The 18,606-nt window shown below is 49.7% G+C and carries 18 protein-coding genes; 1 reads left to right on the forward strand and 17 read right to left on the reverse strand.

Annotation, left to right across the window (positions count from 1 at the left end):
- On the forward strand, nt 1-375 hold a 375-nt coding region (locus tag CAFE_RS19625), incomplete at its 5' end, for a hypothetical protein (RefSeq protein WP_166525054.1).
- Between the two features lie 140 nt (nt 376-515).
- Here CAFE_RS19625 and CAFE_RS03675 read toward each other — a convergent pair.
- The 17 genes from CAFE_RS03675 to CAFE_RS03755 form a co-directional block, all read right to left on the reverse strand.
- A complete protein-coding gene (locus tag CAFE_RS03675) occupies nt 516-1,697 on the reverse strand; it encodes a DHHW family protein (RefSeq protein WP_156989818.1) in 1,182 nt (393 codons plus the stop codon).
- Between the two features lie 11 nt (nt 1,698-1,708).
- Nucleotides 1,709-3,028 carry an MBOAT family O-acyltransferase gene (locus CAFE_RS03680; protein WP_233452693.1) on the reverse strand — a complete coding sequence of 440 codons (1,320 nt, stop codon included), beginning with the start codon at nt 3,026-3,028 and terminating at the stop codon, nt 1,709-1,711.
- Nucleotides 3,029-3,197: 169 nt separating this feature from the next.
- Entirely contained in the window at nt 3,198-4,655 is a 1,458-nt protein-coding gene (locus tag CAFE_RS03685) for an arylsulfotransferase family protein (RefSeq protein WP_156989820.1), read from the reverse strand.
- Between the two features lie 17 nt (nt 4,656-4,672).
- Nucleotides 4,673-5,302: an HAD family hydrolase gene (locus CAFE_RS03690; protein ID WP_166525055.1), complete on the reverse strand. Its 630-nt coding sequence runs from the start codon at nt 5,300-5,302 to the stop codon at nt 4,673-4,675.
- Nucleotides 5,299-6,240, reverse strand: coding sequence for an ATP-grasp domain-containing protein (locus CAFE_RS03695; RefSeq protein WP_156989822.1), 942 nt, complete (start codon nt 6,238-6,240; stop codon nt 5,299-5,301). Before CAFE_RS03695 ends, CAFE_RS03690 begins: the two co-directional genes overlap by 4 nt.
- Nucleotide 6,241: 1 nt before the next feature.
- The gene (locus CAFE_RS03700) at nt 6,242-7,627 is read right to left on the reverse strand and encodes a glycosyltransferase (protein WP_156989823.1); all 1,386 of its coding nucleotides are present in this window, start codon (nt 7,625-7,627) and stop codon (nt 6,242-6,244) included.
- A gap of 9 nt (nt 7,628-7,636) precedes the next feature.
- Nucleotides 7,637-8,824 carry a glycosyltransferase gene (locus CAFE_RS03705; protein WP_166525056.1) on the reverse strand — a complete coding sequence of 396 codons (1,188 nt, stop codon included), beginning with the start codon at nt 8,822-8,824 and terminating at the stop codon, nt 7,637-7,639.
- 37 nt (nt 8,825-8,861) lie between these two features.
- Nucleotides 8,862-10,043 (reverse strand): glycosyltransferase, encoded by a 1,182-nt coding sequence (locus CAFE_RS03710; protein WP_156989825.1) that lies wholly within the window; start codon nt 10,041-10,043, stop codon nt 8,862-8,864.
- Nucleotides 10,040-10,807 carry an ABC transporter ATP-binding protein gene (locus CAFE_RS03715; RefSeq protein ID WP_156989826.1) on the reverse strand — a complete coding sequence of 256 codons (768 nt, stop codon included), beginning with the start codon at nt 10,805-10,807 and terminating at the stop codon, nt 10,040-10,042. Before CAFE_RS03715 ends, CAFE_RS03710 begins: the two co-directional genes overlap by 4 nt.
- Before the next feature lie 9 nt (nt 10,808-10,816).
- The gene (locus tag CAFE_RS03720) at nt 10,817-11,605 is read right to left on the reverse strand and encodes an ABC transporter permease (RefSeq protein WP_156989827.1); all 789 of its coding nucleotides are present in this window, start codon (nt 11,603-11,605) and stop codon (nt 10,817-10,819) included.
- A gap of 60 nt (nt 11,606-11,665) precedes the next feature.
- Nucleotides 11,666-12,760, reverse strand: a complete 1,095-nt coding sequence (locus CAFE_RS03725) for a DegT/DnrJ/EryC1/StrS family aminotransferase (RefSeq protein WP_156989828.1) — start codon at nt 12,758-12,760, stop codon at nt 11,666-11,668.
- 5 nt (nt 12,761-12,765) lie between these two features.
- Nucleotides 12,766-13,182, reverse strand: a complete 417-nt coding sequence (locus CAFE_RS03730) for a sugar 3,4-ketoisomerase (RefSeq protein ID WP_156989829.1) — start codon at nt 13,180-13,182, stop codon at nt 12,766-12,768.
- Nucleotides 13,179-14,138 carry a glycosyltransferase gene (locus tag CAFE_RS03735; protein WP_156989830.1) on the reverse strand — a complete coding sequence of 320 codons (960 nt, stop codon included), beginning with the start codon at nt 14,136-14,138 and terminating at the stop codon, nt 13,179-13,181. Before CAFE_RS03735 ends, CAFE_RS03730 begins: the two co-directional genes overlap by 4 nt.
- A 48-nt stretch (nt 14,139-14,186) precedes the next feature.
- Complete coding sequence (locus tag CAFE_RS03740) at nt 14,187-15,668, reverse strand: polysaccharide pyruvyl transferase family protein (protein WP_156989831.1); 1,482 nt, start codon at nt 15,666-15,668, stop codon at nt 14,187-14,189.
- Nucleotides 15,669-15,722: 54 nt separating this feature from the next.
- Nucleotides 15,723-16,736, reverse strand: a complete 1,014-nt coding sequence (gene rfbB, locus CAFE_RS03745; RefSeq protein WP_156989832.1) for a dTDP-glucose 4,6-dehydratase — start codon at nt 16,734-16,736, stop codon at nt 15,723-15,725.
- Nucleotides 16,733-17,617 (reverse strand): glucose-1-phosphate thymidylyltransferase RfbA, encoded by an 885-nt coding sequence (gene rfbA, locus CAFE_RS03750; protein ID WP_156989833.1) that lies wholly within the window; start codon nt 17,615-17,617, stop codon nt 16,733-16,735. The genes rfbB and rfbA overlap by 4 nt, the downstream gene beginning before the upstream one ends.
- The gene (locus CAFE_RS03755) at nt 17,614-18,249 is read right to left on the reverse strand and encodes a hypothetical protein (RefSeq protein ID WP_156989834.1); all 636 of its coding nucleotides are present in this window, start codon (nt 18,247-18,249) and stop codon (nt 17,614-17,616) included. The genes rfbA and CAFE_RS03755 overlap by 4 nt, the downstream gene beginning before the upstream one ends.
- Nucleotides 18,250-18,606: the final 357 nt, after the last annotated feature.

The following is an 18,606-nucleotide window of genomic DNA, read 5'->3' on the forward strand; positions in this document are numbered from 1 at the left end:
CGCAAAAGTGGAAATAAATTCAGGAGTATAGCGTCGAAATTCGACGTAATCATTCAGTTTGGAACGCCTCTTGAATCCCTTTTCGCTGAATTCCTCTTCCTGCGCCATTTGTTCAGAGGTTCCCTAAAGCTGGATCAGATCAATAAAAAACTAATCAGCTATCAGGCGTTTACTTTGGATCAGCAGTACAGCGCCTATATGGGCTCCATGACGGAAATTATTCCGGACTCCGATACCTTCCTGGTCGGCTGGGGAGGCAGGACAACCCAAAATGCTCTGTTCTCGCTGATTGATTTTCCCAATCGCAAAGTCCTGTTTGAAGCAGTCGCTCCCGTTGATGCTAATACTTACCGGGCTTACTGGTTTGCGGAGTAAACGGGAAATCAAGCGCATAGCTTGAAACAAAACAAAAGAATATAAAATAACGGCGTCCCGGCGAAGGCTTAAGCCTTTCGCCGGGACGTTTTACAAATTCATTCCGGAATGTACCTACCATCGGGAAATAGTAATCTACTTTACCAATTCCATGTCAGATCATTTTCAAACAGGTCTGGGTTTAGAGAAATAATAACGGAGTCGTAATTCCCCGAATCAATCAGGGACTTCAATTTCAGTCCGGAGGTATAGCGGAAATCGACCATGGTAATATCCGAAACCTGCGTCAAAAGAAAAGGAGTAATGGTCAACGCAAAGGAATCCTTTATGACAAGAATCTTCTTTTTAACCGGCGCGTCGTAATTTTTCATATAAGTAAGATCACGGTCTCCCCAGCCATATGCGCCGTAGGGGATGCGGTTCCAGTAATCCTTGATTCTGAGCTGTTCCATATTAAACAGATCGGGGTAAAAACTGCCCCGCCGTGTTATTGCGGCACTCGGAATATTGACACTTACATCAGTTTCGAATTTCGGGTAGATCAGAGGAAAGTCGTCAACGCCGTCAAAACAGGGACTGACCCGTTTCCCGAGACTGCCCAGAAACCACTGTTTATAGGTACGGGTTTGATAATTCCTCAGACTGAGGTAATCGCCTTTTATCGGCCAGCCGTAATTGTGCTGTAAGTAACCCGCTATTTTAGTATAGGCCCAGAAACCTGTGGTGGGCAGCCAGTGGTGATCGGTTCGGAAGAACAAAGAATAATAGTTCAGATGATCTTCCCGAATTTTTTCCCTAAGATCAAGGTATGGAACGTTATTTTTCTTCAGTATTGCTAAAAAACGATCTGCATTGCTGTTGGAAAAATCCTCCAAACCGATTGGCAATTCACTGTTTGACTCTTCAATTTTATACGGTTCTTCCACATAAAGAAAAGGTGTTTTTTTGAAGGCCAGCAACTGGTTCAGCGCAATGACTTTCGCTGCGCGGTCGGTTACGTCCCACTGTTTCACCGTTTCGGTCAAATAGCCGTTATTCAGTTTGACAACATTATTCATCATCCGGTGACCAAGCAGCTTCTGCGTTAATCCATTCAGAGAGATAAAATTATTCTTGTTAAAAAAATCTTGGTTATAATCATCTTCAAATGTCTCAACGAGAGATTTACCGCTCTTGTGCCGTTCCTGAATCGCCTTGGGGACATCCTGAAAAATCATCGGTAAATTGATCAGAAAAAACACTGCCAGAAGGAGAATGAACAGCACTGCGGTGCATTGCTTCGGAGAATATCCCCTGACTTTTTCCTCTTTCGTTTTTTTCATGATGATACTCCCTAAAAATTAAAATAGATAAACGGATTATGGGAACTCACGGCTATAAACGAAATGGAAATTAAAAACAGCGCGAGCTGCGCAAAAGACACGCCGAAACCGATAGGGCGATCCGCTGCCGGATTTTTCAGAAATTTCAGATGGTTCTTCAGATAATTGCCTATCGGTACGCAGAAAAGGACGCCGAACAATAGATAAATTCCATATTCTCGGAAGTAAAACACAGTGGAATCCGACAAGAACGGGTAGTGAGAAAAACCGAGCATCGCTTTAATGTATCTCAGTCCTGTGGTGAGCCCATTTGCCCGGAACAGCACCCAATTGAGCATCACGCAGAACATGGTAAAAGCACGGTAAATCCCTTTTGAAATAGGAGAATGCAGTTTATCCAGGATTCCCGTCAACTTCTCAAAACACAGCAGCAGAAAATAAATCAGCCCCCATGCGACAAAGTTCCAACTGGCGCCGTGCCATAAGCCCGTCAGGGCCCAAACGGCAAACAGGTTAAAAATCAACCGGCCTTTTTTAACCCGGCTGCCTCCCAACGGAATATATACGTAATCCCGAAACCATGTGCTCATAGAAATATGCCATCTGCGCCAGAAATCTTTCACAGAAGTTGCAGCGTATGGATAATTGAAGTTTTCGAGAAAATGGAAGCCGAATATTTTACCAAGGCCGATAGCCATATCGGAATAACCCGAAAAGTCGAAATAAATCTGAAGGGAATAGCACAGTGCTCCCAACCAGAGCATAACGACTGAACTTTTCTGTGCAAAACCCTGCCGGAAAGCCTCGTCAGCAACCACAGCCAGATTGTTTGCAATTAAAACTTTTTTATTGAAGCCAACCAAGAAACGAAAAACGCCTTCCGAAAAATCAGAAAACGACTCCTTTCGCTCGGTCAGCTGATGTTCAATGGTTTTGTATCTTACTATCGGTCCGGCAATCAGATGAGGGAAAAATGCAATATTAATCCCAAGAAAAACCGGATTTTTCTGGGCTGCAATATCTTTTCGGTAAATATCGACCAAATAGGAAATTGCCTGAAAAGTGTAAAAAGAAATTCCAAGCGGCAGGGCAATATTCCTGATTTCCAATGCAGTTCCCAAAAAGCGGTTTGAATTTATGACCGCAAAGTCGAAGTACTTATAATAGAGCAGAAAAGACAGATTGCAAAGAATGGCCGTTACCAATATTATTTTTTGGAGCTTTGACTTTCCGGAGAAATGTTCCACAAGAATACCGAGCAGATAGTTTAGAGCCAAAGAAACGAGCATAAGCAGGATGTTTTTCGGTTCTCCCCACGCATAGAAAAACATGCTTGCTGCAAAGAGTATGTAATTCCGGCCCCCTCGCGGACATAAGTAGTATAACACGAGAACGGCCGGCAGGAAGGCGAAGGTAAAAATCAGGCTTGAAAAAACCATATTCACTATGTCCTTTACTGTTTTCAGAATAAGGTATTCATCAGAAGAATGCTGACAGTCGTTATGAGGCAGTTGATCTTGGATCTGCGATAATTTCAAGCATGATTTTCCCGGTGTCGAAACGGAGCTGGGTCAGGATGGGTGAATTCTCATAGTCATTCCCGCAGGTTACGATAAACTGGCCTTCGCCGATACGGGACGCGGTTCCCTGGGTAAGATTCAGGAAATCGACGGGGTATTCCTTCAAGGCAGTAATTTTATGCAGCTGCTCGTCAACGGATGTTTCCAAGATACACGCGCTTTTTGTCGCCGAGCTTCCTTTGGCAGCCGGAACTGAGCGGTTTTCCAGAATGACCAGGCTGCCGTCCTGGGTCCGTGTTGCGGAAAGCTGCCGTCCGAATTTCTGTGCGTTGGAAAGGCCGAACTGGTCGGCGCTTCCGCCCAGAACCCAGAGCAGTTTGCCTGTTCTTTTATCAATTTTTACGATGGCGTCCATGCTAGAAAACGACAGGATCGGATTCCCGTCCTTCGGGTCGGTCAGCAGGCTGTTAAGCTGAGCATAGTTTACCAGTGTGCCGGATTTTCGGTATCCGGAGACTCCGTACGCCATGGTGTACAGTTCCGGGCAGCTCGTACTGTCCCATTCGAAAACGACCTTGCCGTCCTTGATTTCCTGGATTACAGCCGCCGATACGCTGGTTCCGAAAGCACTGTGGGGGACAGTAGAGGGAATGTTGTCCACGAGCTTGCCAACGTATCCGGTCACCAGATAGTGTTTGTCTCCAAGAATTTCGAAGCCGCCGGCCGACAGGGGAGAATTCCGGCTCACAATCGTATCGGGCACCAGATTTTCCACCCAGTCCACCGATTTGTAAGTCGAGTCCATCACGACGCGTGCCACAGATCCGTCGGATTTGCCCGTCGTCACAAAGTAAGAATAATAGGTTTTTCCCCCCACGTTGTCTTGCCGGAAATCGCTTGTTTTGACCCCTGCGTTCCGGTAATACAGCAGGTTTCCATCCGCGTCGGTCTTGTAAACATAGTTTCCATAAGAAAAGCAATAGGTCCGGTCGGACTTTTCTGTTTTCAGAAACCGCAGCTGACCGAATTCGGCAGGCATGGTTGCGAATTCCGTCGTCCCCTTCACCGTTCCGTATTTATCCGTGATTTTAACGGCGATGCTTTCCCCGCTGGAGATTGATTTAATGCGGATTTTTTTGCTTTCCCCGCTCTGAAACTGTTCTCCGTTGATGTACACGTAAATCCCGGAGAAGGTGGAAACGCTCACGTCGATCGGCTGTTCATCCGTTAGCATGTACAGTCCCTGAGCGTCCGTACTTCCGGATACCGGCACCTTGTAGTCGCTTCCCATAATGCGTACGTACACGGAATCCGAAGTGGTTTCGGACTGCACGATGGCCTGCGGGTTTGAGATAATGCGCCAGACCCCCCAGAGGCACACGCCGATAATACAGAAGATGATAATGGCGGGCAGTGCTGCTTTTATTCTAGCTTTCATTGTTTTCACTCCCAGATTCAACACAGATCACGGATACTCGACAAATCGCCGAAGGACCGGATATTCTTTTCATCCCAGAACGACTGGCTGCGAAAGCCCCGGTTCAGCGCGTAAAACGGCAGGCCGGATGCGGCAGCGCATTCCAGATCAGCCTCCGTATCGCCCACAACCAGTACGGCGTCCGGGTAACGAGCGGCATAAAAAGCCTTTGTCCGGACAGAATCGCCCGGAGCGACGCAATGTACTGCCTGAAAGAAAGAGCCGATCCGGAAGAAGTCGATCTGCCAGTTCAGTTCGGCTTCGCTTTTCCGGGAAGAAATCAGCACCAGACGGTACTGGCGGCACAGGTTTTCCAAAGCAGCCGTGGAATCCGGATACAGACGGTCCAGAGCAAGATATTCCCGGTCCTCGATCCGTTCCCGCCATTTTTCCGCGCATCTGTGGGCAAAAACACGGTCAAAGCCGTATGTTTTTTCCAGGCAGGCCCGGGTGCTCATACCGTCCCGCTTGTATTCCATAAACCTCTCAAGGGACGGGACCGTGTCCCCACCGGGAAGCTCCTCCCGCAGGATGTCGCGCAGCAGGACGGTATGCCGCTCGGTGCTGTCCAGCAGGGTTCCGTCGAAATCGAACAGGATGGTTTTCATTGCGTAACGACCTCGCGATAGGTCCTGACGACGTACCGTGCAGTGTCGGGCCGCCTGAGGCATTCGCTCACATCGGTTTTCAGTCCGGTCAGGATGCCGACGGCCGCACGTACCGCTTCAAAACCAACGGCGGCTGAGATGGCGCTTCCCCCGCCGGAGCGCAAATTGAAATCCGTCAGACTCCAGCGGCCGTCGGGGTCCGTCATGAACTGAATACAGAAGACTGCGGGAAGCTTGACGCTCGCAGCGATCTTTTCAACAATCTCCTGAATCTCTTCGTCAAAAAACACCCGGCACTTGGTTGAAACGCCGAGCTTTATTTCGATCCGTTCGCGGCAGACCGTATGAATTCGGACGCCGTCGTTGACGGCGTCCACGGTGATTTCCGGGGTACCGCACAGCTCCTGTAGAATCTGAGTGCCGGAGAGGGACGAAATATCCTTTCCCAGGACCGTATGGGCTCCCTTGGAACCGCAGCCGACTTTATCCTTGATGAAATATTCGCGGTCGGGCCGGATCTCCGGGAGACTGGAGATGACCTTAGGCGTTCGGACGCCGATGCGCGACAAGGTTTCCTGCAGATTTGCCTTGTTGCTCAGGGCTATTACGGTTTTCCGGGGCGGCGCTGCAGATACAACGCCCAGACGCTTCAGGTCGGGGTTGTCCGCAGGAAAAAGCAGAATATCGTCGTCGATCAGGGGGAACAGCACGTCGATCTGTTCCGACTCGAGAATTTTCAGCATGGTTTGATAGTACTCCGGTTCCCGGATGGAGGGCACGCGGATGAACTTGTCCGCAAGGATGGAGGTGTGAACGAGATAGGACGGATTGATATCGCAGACGAGCAGATCAAGCTCTTCTCCGTAACACCGCCGGATCACGTCCGCAATATGCCAGGCGGTAGCGGTTCCGCCGGCCAGAATCAGGGCCTTTTTCATATCAGTCTTCTCTCTTTACTCTGGCGTATATCTTAGCAGCCAGCTTGAAAATATAACAAAGGATTTTAGACAGAACCGTACCGATCAGGAGTAGCAGACCGCAAAAGCCGATCACAGTCTCGAATACTTGAAGAGGAGGGCTTTGAGGGCGGTCCACAAGACTGCAGAAGGAGTATAGAAACAGCAGCAGCACGGAACATACGAAAGCCCATTTGGCCCTGTAGTTGACAAAATCACCGACCGATTTCAGCATTTTCGCGGTATAGTGCGGCCAGTAGCGGAACAGGAAGCGAAGCTTGCCTGCACTGGGCATGTTCCGAAACCGGTATTTCCATTCGCGTTCGCGCACGGCGTCTCTGTACCGCTTCAGAGCCTGCTTCCTTTGTTTTGACGTTACCTCGTCCAGGTAGGGAAGAATCTCGGTTTCCGTCAGCAGAATCCAGTCGTCCAGATAGCGGAGATATGCGTCGCTGCCCCCGGTTGTGTTGCCGTGGCTGATGCCGCCGTCGCGGTGCATGTAGGTGAGGCGGTCGTAATAATAGATCTTGGCGCCGCTTCTGGTAAGTTTCAGAAAGTAGGTCCAGTCTTCAATCAGATGGTACCTCGGATCAAGGTCTCCGAACTTTTGAAATACCGTCTTTTTATAAATGGTCCCGGCGGCGGGAACAAGACACCAGTCCGTCAGCTCGGCAAACAGCTGCTTTGGCATACTTTCAAGCAGAATTTTTTTGATATGATCGTTTACCGCGAAATACCGCAGCTGCTTCAGCTCGAAGTCGTACATGCCGCACTGAGAGGACAGGACATACGCATCCTCCGGAAGGGACTCAAAGTGGGTGATCATATCGTAAATTACTTTTTTGTCGTGAAGCATGTCGTCTGCGGCCAGAAACATCAGGTATTTTCCCTGCGCATTTTCCTTAAGCCCCTTTAAATGCTTCACGGTGCCCAGATTGGTTGGGCTCTTATTAAATCGAAGATCCTGGATCTGAGGAAAATGCGTATGTATCAGTTCTCTGGCTTCCTGTAAGTAATCCTTTTCAAAATCGAATTCTTCCTCGCTGATTCGTCTGTCGGCCTTTTCCCGCTGCTTCTGCGCAGACCTTCCCGTGGCTTCTTCCAGCTCCGCAAACTTCCGTTCCGACAAAATGGAACGAACCGCCTGACAGACCAGAAAAGCACCGCGGCTATCCGTATACCCCGCGGAAGCGTCGTCGCTGACGGTAAGCTCCAGGCTGGGATATTCCTGCTCCAGCACGGAGCGAACAGAATGTACCAGAAAATGAAAGTTGTTATAGGAAATGACGATTACACTTACCAGCGGGAAATCATCCCGGAGGGACTGGTTTTCCAGAGGGTATTCTTTCAGTCTTTTTATGTGTTCCATGCTGTCCTCCTATTGAGCAGAGTGCAGAATGTTGCGGAAAAACTTGGTGGAAACGGAGATAACCCCCAGCAGAACGGACAGCGCGAACAGAAAGATCCCGAGAACGGCGAGGCCGTTCTGGATAACACCCGCGGCGGCTTCGGCGAACGCGCTGCCGAAAACCGATTCCAGAAGCCGCCGGACATCAACCAGAATGGCAAGTGAAGCGAAGATAACGCCGCAGACCATGATGTTTCGCTTGGAGCGTTCCAGAATGGAGAATGCGGGACGAACGAGCACTTCCAGAAGCGTATTCCAATAAACGCTGAAAAAGGTCAGAATGAACAGAAGCTTCTGCAAAATACCGTATTCGCTCCAGTGCAGCTGCTTCAGCCCGTCGCGGCGGTGCCTCCGTTCGCTCAGCTTTGCATTTCTATATTGCCTTTTACTGGCGAACATATTCCGGTAAGGCAGGCATTCTTTTTTGATTACGTCCGCATACTCGATCTGATGGACAGAGTAGGCGGCGTGGTTTTTCCCGTTCGAAATCCCGCCGCTGCGATAGATCACCGTCGGTTTGTCAAGAAACGTGAACGGATCCCCCTCCCGGATCATCTTCATCCAGAAGGGCCAGTCCTCAATAAGGCGATAGGTTTCGTCGGCGCCACCGTGCCCGGCCAGAAATTCCCGGTTATAAAGTGTGCTTGGAGCGGAAATCAGGCAGTACTCGGACATCATGCCGAAAAGCTCCTTCTGCCCTGCGGAGGTAATCCGATTCCAGTCGTTCTCGCAGGGATAGGTCCATTCCTGCCGTTCCAGATACATGTCGTAATTCGGGGCCCGCGCAATCACGACGTTGCTGCCGCAGCTTTCCGCCGTGCTAACCAGAAGGCTCAGGGAGGCTTGGTCATAGAACAGGTCGTCGGCAGCAATGAATTTCACATATTTGCCTCGGGCGAGACTCAGAGCATAGTTAAAGTTTTTCGACGTTCCTCCATTTTTGTCCATTCGGTGGACTGTGACGCTTTCCACGTTTTCATGTTTATGCTCCTCGATATACCGGGATATTTCTTCAGCGTCGAAATCCGACGAGCAGTCGTCGCTGATGATCAGCTGAATCCGCGGATAATCCTGCTGAAGAATGGACCTCACGCAGTCCTTGATATAACGGTAATTATTATAGGATAATATTGCTACACTTACCAAGAGCTTTTCCATAATCCCTTCCCCTATCTGTCGGGTGCTTAAGCCCCGCTTATTTTGCATCAAATTTTAATCTGAGCCAGGAATTAACGGCGCAGAGAATTCCGTTTGCCAAAAAGTACCCGGCTGCCGCCGCGCCGCACACGATGGCGGCTCCACCGCAGAGACTTTTCCAGACGCCCGGTCCGAAAGCTGCCCAAATCGCTGCAAAAAGGCATCCCGCAAGCAAAAACGGCAGCGCAAATTTCCAAGGAAGATATTTTGAATTTCCGATCGCGCCGAGAATCTTCTGGTAAAGCAGGGCGGGCAGATGTTCCAACAGATACCGGAATCTGCGGAAGCGCGGCCAGCCGGCCCAATCCAGAGCCCTGACTTCCCGCATGTGTAGAATGTCAATGGACAGTCTGCACTGAAGGACGCACCATGGGCCTCCGGTACTTTTCATTCGGGGGATTCCTTCACGGGTCAGCACTTGCCGGCATTCCTGCAAAAACGTCCGCTGCACGGTGGCAGCAGCCCCGCTTTTTTCCTGCAGGCTGGATACGCCGCCGAACCGGTACCAGACGAACACCTGCTCGCATATATGAATCGGTATCCCCATTGCGGAGGCTTTAATCCAGAAGGGCCAGTCCTCCAGATACCGGTAGGAGGTGTCGAACAGGCCGGTTTCGGAAAAAACGTCCTTCCGGAATGCGGCCGCGGGAGCAAGAATGCAGCTCCAGGGGCGCGTGCACAACAGACGGAGCATTTCATCAGGATCGGCCCCTTTCATACGAAGAATCTCATTTCCCGTCGGATAATACTGTTCCGTGTGCGTTCCGTCCCGCAGATAACAGCAGCCTCGCCCGGCTAAAATAAGGGCCGGGTGTTCCCGGAACTGCGTGGCGATCAATGAAATCGTATCGGGGGCATATAGGCGATCGTCGGCGGCCAGAATCTTGACGATTTCGCCTGACGCATTTGAGACGGCCGCATTGCAGTTGAATACGGTGCCCCCGTTTTCGCTCCGGTGGTACAGTCCAAAATTCTGAAGATTTGTTCTTTTGTGGGCATCAACATATTCTCTGATTTTTGCTGAGTCGAAGCTTCGGCTGCCGTCGTCGCAGAGCAGTAGCTCCAGATTGGGGTAATCCTGCATCAGTACGGAGTCCAGACATCCGTACAGGTCATTTTCCTGCTCATAGGATACGACGGCAACCGTCACAAGCGGAAACTGTTTTGCAGAATCCGTCATGAGGAAGCCTCCGATTCAAAGGCTGAGTGATTTTTCGTCCAGTTTTCATATGCTTCACAGACTTCCAATGCGTTTCCATCCATCACAAGAACGCCTTTTTTCAGCCAGATTGCTCGGTCACACTGAGCTTTTACCTGATTGATGTCGTGTGAAACCAGCAGCATGGTCGCGTTGTTGGATCGTAGCTGTTCCATTTTTTCGCCGCATTTTTTCTGAAACGCGGCGTCTCCTACTCCAAGAATTTCGTCAACGATCAGAATTTCCGGGTTGACCACGCTGGCCAGGGCAAATCCGAGGCGTGCAGCCATACCGGAAGAAAAATTCTTAACGGCAACATCCAAAAACGGCCTGAGTTCGGAGAAATCCACGATCTCTTCGAATTTACTTTCAACGAATTTCTGGTTGAGTCCCATAATGGCGCTGTTGAGGTAAATGTTTTCTCTTGCGGTCAGGTCGCCGTCAAAACCGGCTCCCAATTCGATCAGCGGAGCGAGAAGACCCTTCGTCCGGATTTTTCCCCTTGTAGGCTTGTAGATGCCGCTGATGCACTTTAAAATGGTGCTTTTTCCGGATCCGTTGGCTCCCACAATGCCGACGGATTCTCCCCGGCCGATCTGGAAGCTGACGTCTTTCAGCGCGACGAAAGGCTCGTAATTCAGGTTGCCTTTCAGGGCTCGAATGATATATTCCTTTATGCTGTCAATTCGTTCGTTGGCCAGATTAAAGACCATGGATACATTTTCAACTGAAATCACATTTTCCATAACCGGCTCCTAAATATAAAGGAAAAATTTTGTCTGGTTTTTATAAAATACGGTCAGCCCCACGGTCAGGCTTATGACAACGAAAGAAATGCAGACAAGGTGCAGCTTCAGGGTAGGCAGGGTTCCGTCCAAAACGAGCTGCCTCAGCATCAGCACAAAATAATAAAGCGGGTTCCAGTAGATGATCTTTTTGATGACGTCGGGAACCGCACTGATCGGATAAAAGATTGGGGTCAGATACATGAGCGCGGTGATAAACACATTGTAAAGATACAGGGCGTCCCGGAAAAAGGTGGCCAGAACGCACAGCAGCAGCCCGATGCCGAACGAAAAGAAGAAAAGGTAAAGCAGCGGCAGGGGAATCAGCAGCAAAGTCCACTGGAACCTCGTCCTCGTCACAATCAGAATCAAGAACAGCGCAACCAGAGAATACCAAAGGTTAACGAAAGAGGACATCGTTTTAGAAAGGGGCATAATGTATTTCGGAATGTAAACCTTCTTGAGAAGCCCTGCATTCGAAATGATTGAACCCATGGACATGGTGGTCGACTCCTGAAAAAAGGAAAATATAAGATTGCCGCAGATAAAATAGATCGGAAAGTTTGGAATGTCAAACCGGAACATCCCCGAAAAAACCGCCGTCATGACAGACATCATCAGCAGCGGATTCAGGATGCTCCATGCATATCCCAACAGGGAACGCTTGTATTTAACCTTGTTGTCCCGAGCAATCAACTGTCGCAGAAGCCAACGGTATTTTACCAGACCCCTGAAATAAGTGTATAAGCTGTTGATCATAAGTCCCTCGAAATTTCTCAATGAATTGGACCGCTGAGGCCGAACGGAATCCGGTAAAACTCAGCGGAAAGCGTTCATTGCCTGGATAACGTAATCGACCTGCTCGCGTGTCATCCCATAAAACATCGGAATGCTCAGCACGGTTTTCGCCAGCTTTTCGGTGATGGGGAAGGTTCCCTCCGGAATGTGGTACTGCTCAAAAGCCTTTTGCAGGTGCATGGGGATGGGATAATGAATGTTCGTTCCGATGCCGAGATCTTCGAGATAGGCGCGCAGGCGGTCTCGTTCCTCACACCGAACGACGAACAGATGCCACACGTGGTCGCCCTGCTCGACGGCTGGGAGATAGATCAGCGGATTGCGGATTTCCGCAAGATACCTGCGCGCGACGGCCTTTCTTGTTTCATTCCATACGTCAAGATGTTTCAGCTTAATCGAGAGGAAAGCTGCCTGCAGCTCATCCAGCCGGGAATTAACGCCCATGTATTCGTGGACATATTTTTTCTTCGTGCCGTAGCATCCGATTGCGCGGACGCGTTCCGCCAGCTCGGTATCGTTCGTTACGACAGCGCCGCCGTCGCCCAGACACCCCAGATTTTTGCCCGGATAAAAACTGAACGCAGCCGCGTCCCCGAGGGCACCCACGTGACGGCCCTGATAGACGACGCCGTGTGCCTGTGCCGCGTCCTCAACCACGGCGAGACCGTGTTTTTTCGCGATGGCGCAGATTTCCACCATCGGTGCGGGCTGTCCGTAGAGGTGCACTGCGATGATCGCCTTTGTACGTTCGGTAATCGCCTGTTCGATACGGCTCGGATCAATCAGAACGGTGTTTTCGTTAACTTCGACGAACTTGGGCATGGCACCCGTGTAAACGACCGCAAGAGCCGTGGCGATAAAGGTAAAAGAAGGCACAATAACTTCGTCGCCGGGGCCAATCCCCATGCCGCGCAGAATCAGTGAGATAGCGTCAAGACCGTTTCCGCACCCGACGCATTCTTTCACACCGCAGTAAGCGGCGTATTCCGCTTCGAATTTTTGGCAGTACTTCCCCTGAATAAACCAGTTTTCGGAAAGCAAGTCCTGAAACGCGCCGGTTAACTGGTCGTGGATTTCTCCATGCATAACCTCCAGGCTGACAAAAGGTACTTTCATTATCATCATTCCTTAAAGAAATTATTTGCTTCGGCTGAATATTGGCCGTAATCCCGGATGTAATCGTCCTCGATATAATACTCCGATGCGAGCACCATCAGGACGGCACCGGGGGTAAAGTCGAACATTTCCCGCCATACCATATGTCCGATAAAAAGTCCCTTCGAAGGATCGTTCAGCACAACCGTTTCTTCTTCCTGCGGGGTCTTTACGCGAATCTTTACTTCTCCGTTCAGGCACAGAAGAACCTGCTCTAGCTTCCGGTGGGAATGGAAGCCGCGCGTTACGTGTTCCGGCACCCCGGTAATATAATATACTCTTTTAATTTCGAACGGCACGTCCCGGTTTCCCTCGATGGCAACGAGATGCCCCAGTTCGCCGCTGTGGTCCTGAAATGATATCATTTTTGTGTTTGTGATCATTTTGACGCCTCTTTATGACTTTTTGAATTCAGACGGGCCAGAAGAATTTTAACAGCGGCTTTTCCGCTGAAAACGCCGTGCCTAAGGGGATAATGAAGGAAAAGCGATAAAGGACCTGTCCCCTTCAGCAGATCACAGCGATAGCGAATCCCGCGGTGGATCCCGCGTTCGAATTCACCGGCGTAGGGAAGAATCTCTTTCTCGTAGCAGAGAAGCATATCCTGCCGAAGCGAAGGCGCGAGGTACGCATTCGCGTTTTGGCTGCTGACGCCGCCCATCCCATAGCAGCAGGTCACTTCCCACAGGCAAGGGATGCCGTAACCGGCTCGTGTCAGCCTGAGCCACGCGGGCCAGTCCTCCAGCAGTCGGTAATCCGTGTCGAACCCACCCAGACATTGAAAGAAATCCCTTCGGTAAAGGGAACCTGCCGCGCTGATGAAATTAAAACGGCAGAGGGATTCGAACTGGCCTCCGTCAAACAACTTTTTGCGCCACTGCTGAGGGAACACATAATAGTCCACTTCGAAGGATGGGCCGCATATCCGGGCACGGGAGGTCACGGCCGGAGCATCCGTATGCCGGTCCGCAAATCCGACCAGCAAGCTCAGCGAAGAGGGCAAAAGAAACGTATCCCCCGGAGAAAGAAATTTAACGTAACGACTTCGGCACAGAGCAGCCGCCTGATTCAGGTGCCGAACCGTGCCTTCGTTGTTTTCATTTTGTCGGACAATATACGGGATCTTCGAGGAGGCAATTAAAGCGAGCACCGCTTCGGGAAACGGCTTCCCGGAACCGTCATCCGAAAGGACAACGGTTCCGATTCGGGCATCCTGCTCCAGAACAGAGCGGACGGTTTCCGGCAGCCGTTCGTAATTCCCGAAGCAGGGAATGACGACGTCAACATCAGTCTGCGGGACGACACTGCTGTCTATACGGTTCTCCGTATCCTCGTTCATTGGTGTCCTAAAACTCCTTAAACTCTATCGATTTATAGAATGAATCAACTAATTAATGAACTTTTTCATACCGAGACTTTCGTATTTTCCGCGTAATTCTTTCAGAAACTTCCTTGTTTTCTGGTCCATTTCCGCGGTGAGTATTCCGAGGTTATCCCGCAGCTGCGCATTGTTTTTTATTGTCGAATCAATAAGAAAGATCATTTTTTCCACAAAGTTCTCATCGTTTGGGGTCAGGACGGAATCGGGCATTCCAAGTTTGTCCATCAATCCGAAATTTTTATAATGTGTTGCGACGCTGATGACCGGTACTCCCATCCCAATCGGACAGATCTGGGCATGACCCCTCATAGCAATTACAAAATCTGCATGTTGATAATAGCCAAGTCCCCGGCTGGTATTCTCATCTTTTATCATCTCATGTAAATCCCAGGAAGCCACACGGGAATTTCCTACGGCCTCCAAAACAAGTTTTGTAATTTTAATATCCAGAAACGTATGTGGGGCAAGAACAACGGTATAGTCCAAGCCGATAAGATATTGAATGATTTTTTTAAAATTGTTTATAAACGTTTCTGTTTCGATCCCCCGCCACTTTGGGGTATCATAGGCAAGCTGTAAAATCACATATTTCCCCTTGATATCCGGCGCGGGGTGATCGCAGCCTACGAAAAAACCGGGATCCGGGACTTCCGGAAAATCAAAACCCATGGCAGCCAATTTCTCTTTTGAAGTATCGTTTCGAACGGAAAAAGACAGGGCTTTCGCTTTCAGAGCCGCAAGATTGAGTTCAATATCATTTTTCCCTGTCAATGAATCCTGACCGTAATACTGATTATATCCGAGTGCGTAAAACACAGTCGGGCATTTGAGATAATCAATCAGGCCGTTATCAAGATTAAAAAGCCAGTGTTTATTGTCTGCAGAATGGATCAGGCCGCCGCCGCCTACCAAAAGCAGATCCGCCCGATGATTCAAGGCATCGATTTCATAGCGGGTCATTGCGGTTCTGTGGATATCCATGATTTCAAATCTGCATTTTTCGAAAAAATACTTGGTAAACGCTCTTCTTACACCTAACCCAAGGGCATGATCGCCAAAATTAAAATAGCGGGCGTAAGCATGTTCCACAACAAAGGCGTCGCCCCAAACGATGCTGCGGATATCTTCCTTATAATTTGAAAGATCCTGCGGCATAACAGGATAACTTTTCAGGATCTCGTCGTTACTGGATTTGTTTTCTTCAACCTTAACTTCCAGATCAAGAAGCTGTTTTTTAATTGCATCAATCTGAATTGTTTGTTTAGCAGCCCGATCCAGCTGGTCTTCGGTAAGCTGGACGAAACGCTCTTTATCTGCGTTATTGCCGACCATATCCTCTTCCAGGTCCTTCAGTCGGCTTTCTACTCTGCCAATCTGCTCATCTAATTCGCTGAAGCCCTCCATAAAACGGTCGTAAAGAAAAATGACACCTAATATCTTGCGAAAAAAATAAATCAAACGAGATTTGAACTTGTTCCTACGATTCACTTTGTAACCCCGGTTTCTAAGGCAGCCGCCCTGGACCAGTTCGGTAATTCAACCTTACCGATCCGTATACATGAGTTCATAATATTTTTGGTATTCTCCACTGACAATGTGCTCCCACCAGGGGCGATTTTCCAGGTACCACCGGATTGTTGACTGAATCCCGTCTTCGAAACTGGTTTCCGGCAGCCAGCCCAGTTCTCCGTGAATTTTGGCGGGGTCTATGGCATACCGCCTGTCATGTCCGGCGCGGTCGCGCACGAACTTGATTTCTCCCTGATTCAGGGCCTTTATAATCAGCTGGACCACTTCAAGGTTGCTTTTCTCGTTGTGCCCGCCAATATTGTAAATTTCACCCACACGGCCTTTCCGGAGAATCAGGTCGATCGCCACGCAGTGGTCGTCCACATACAGCCAGTCCCGTACGTTTTTTCCGTCGCCGTAAACCGGAAGCGGCTTTCCGTTCAGTGCATTTGCAATCATCAGCGGAATCAGCTTTTCGGGGAACTGGTACGGGCCGTAATTGTTGGAGCAGCGCGAAACCGTGACGGGAAGCCCATAGGTGCGATTATAGGCCAGCGTCAGCAGATCGGAACTGGCCTTGGAGGCGGAATATGGGGACGATGTGTGGAGAGGCGTGTCTTCCGTAAAAAAAAGATCCGGTCTGTCAAGGGGGAGATCGCCGTAGACCTCGTCGGTGGATACCTGATGGTAGCGTGTGATGCCGTACTTCCTGCTTGCGTCCAGCATCACCTGTGTGCCCATCACGTTTGTCTGCAGAAAAATTTCCGGATTCTCAATCGACCGGTCCACATGGCTCTCTGCGGCAAAGTTGACGACGACATCCGGATGCTCGCTTTCGAATATGTCATAGACCAGCGCGCGGTCCGTTATATCGCCTTTGAAAAATTTGAACCTCGAATCATGTAGAACATCGGCCAGCGTCTCCATGTTGCCGGCGTAGGTAAGCGCGTCAATGCAGACAATGCTGTCCTCCGGATGCTTTTTCATCATATAGTGAATAAAATTTCCGCCGATAAAGCCGGCGCCGCCGGTCACTAATAAAATCATATCTCGAACTTCCCTTCCGCCACGCGCTTGAGGTGTGAGCCATACTGCGATTTTCCGTATGTATCGGCAGCCTTTAGCAGCTGAGCGCGGTCGATCCAGTTGTTCCGGAAAGCAATTTCTTCCAGGGCGGAGATCTGAATTCCCTGCCGTTCCTCAACGACTCTAACAAATTCCGAAGCCTGAGCCAGCGTATCGATGGTTCCGGTATCCAGCCAAGCGAATCCCCGGCTGAACAGTTCTACCTGAAGCGCCCCGTCCTCGAGATACATGCGGTTGATATCGGTAATCTCCAGTTCTCCCCGCGGAGACGGCTTGACCTTTTTTGCATAACTTACGATCCGCTTATCATAAAAATAAAGGCCCGTTACGGCGTAGTTGGATTTCGGCATCTTTGGTTTCTCCTCAATGGATACCACGTGCCCCTTCTGATCAAATTCAACGACTCCAAAACGTTTAGGATCATTTACATAATATCCAAATACGGTCGCTTTTCCGTTCTCGGCATCTGCGGAGGCCTTGCCCAGGGCCCGAATGAAACCGCTGCCATAAAAAATATTGTCCCCGAGAATCATGGCGCAGCAGCTGTTTCCGATAAACTCCTCTCCGAGCAGGAAAGCCTGAGCCAATCCGTCCGGGGACGGTTGAACCTTATAACTGAGATGGATTCCGTAACGGCTTCCGTCACCCAGAAGACTTTCAAAGTTTGACAAATCCTGCGGGGTGGAGATAACTAAAATATCCCGGATTCCCGCGAGCATCAGAGTGGAAAGTGGATAAAAGATCATGGGTTTATCATAAACTGGAAGAAGCTGTTTGGAAGTAACCAGTGTCAGCGGGTAAAGTCTTGTACCGCTTCCGCCGGCCAGAATGATGCCTTTCATACGAAAACTCCTTTTGAATTCCATTCGCCGGGCCAAGCTCTTTCACTATGTTTTTGAGAGAGCGTCTGACAGCGAAAGCAGACGCGATTGGGCATAATTAAATGGTATATAGCAATTATAGTACTACTTGGAAAAGAATTCAAGTACTGGAGATCATTTGGGAAGCGACTCCCATCCGGAATGGCGGCAACCATTGTATCCGGCGTACCCGAAAATGTGTCATCCTTAAACCCGATATAAACGATGCGCCCAAACCAGATTGCCAGAAAATTTCCGCCTATCGTTCTCCATCCGTTCAGCAGGGAGAGAGACTGCATGGCGATAACGTCCGTGCTTGGGAACAGCGAAGCTGCTTTTCCCCTGAGCTTCAGCGCGTTTTGAGCATTACCTGAGGGATCTCCGGAAGCAATACCCGCGGCGGCAAGCGGCTGGGCGGCTGTGATGTCAGCCGACAGAGCCAACCCGACTATTTTCCGCGCGTTCGGTACCGATGCGTCTGCTTCGTCTTTAATCGCCTTCGGGGCGGCGTCAATCACAGCCATATCCTGATTATAGTTGGTCAGAAATTCAACCGGGTCGTTTGCCACGTACTGCGACAGACTGTAATTTGCCGTATGATTCGATGTTGCCATTCAAGATACCCCCATTCTGTTTGTGCGTCCGTTTCTTAGGCTATTAAAGACCTCATAGATACAGGGGAGGCTTTTAACTGTCATGTCATGCCGATTATTTTAGGGAACCTCTGAACAAATGGCGTAAACAGAGATTTAAGCCAAGTGAGAGCAAGGGAACGCTGCAGACCGGTTGTTAGTGCCGGATTTCGATGCCCACATTACTGGATTCATCCCCACTTTTGCGGAATTGGGCGCACTTCTCCCTTGTCAGGTCTCACTGAAACTTCGACCTGCCATTGCCAGCATATAGAGATTTGCGCACGCGAACATGGCATACAGCCGGTTCTCGTTTTTCATTAAGCCTCTGTACCGGGT

The sequence above is a fragment of the Caproicibacter fermentans genome, from assembly GCF_009746625.1.
Taxonomy (GTDB): Bacteria; Bacillota; Clostridia; order Oscillospirales; family Acutalibacteraceae; genus Caproicibacter; species Caproicibacter fermentans.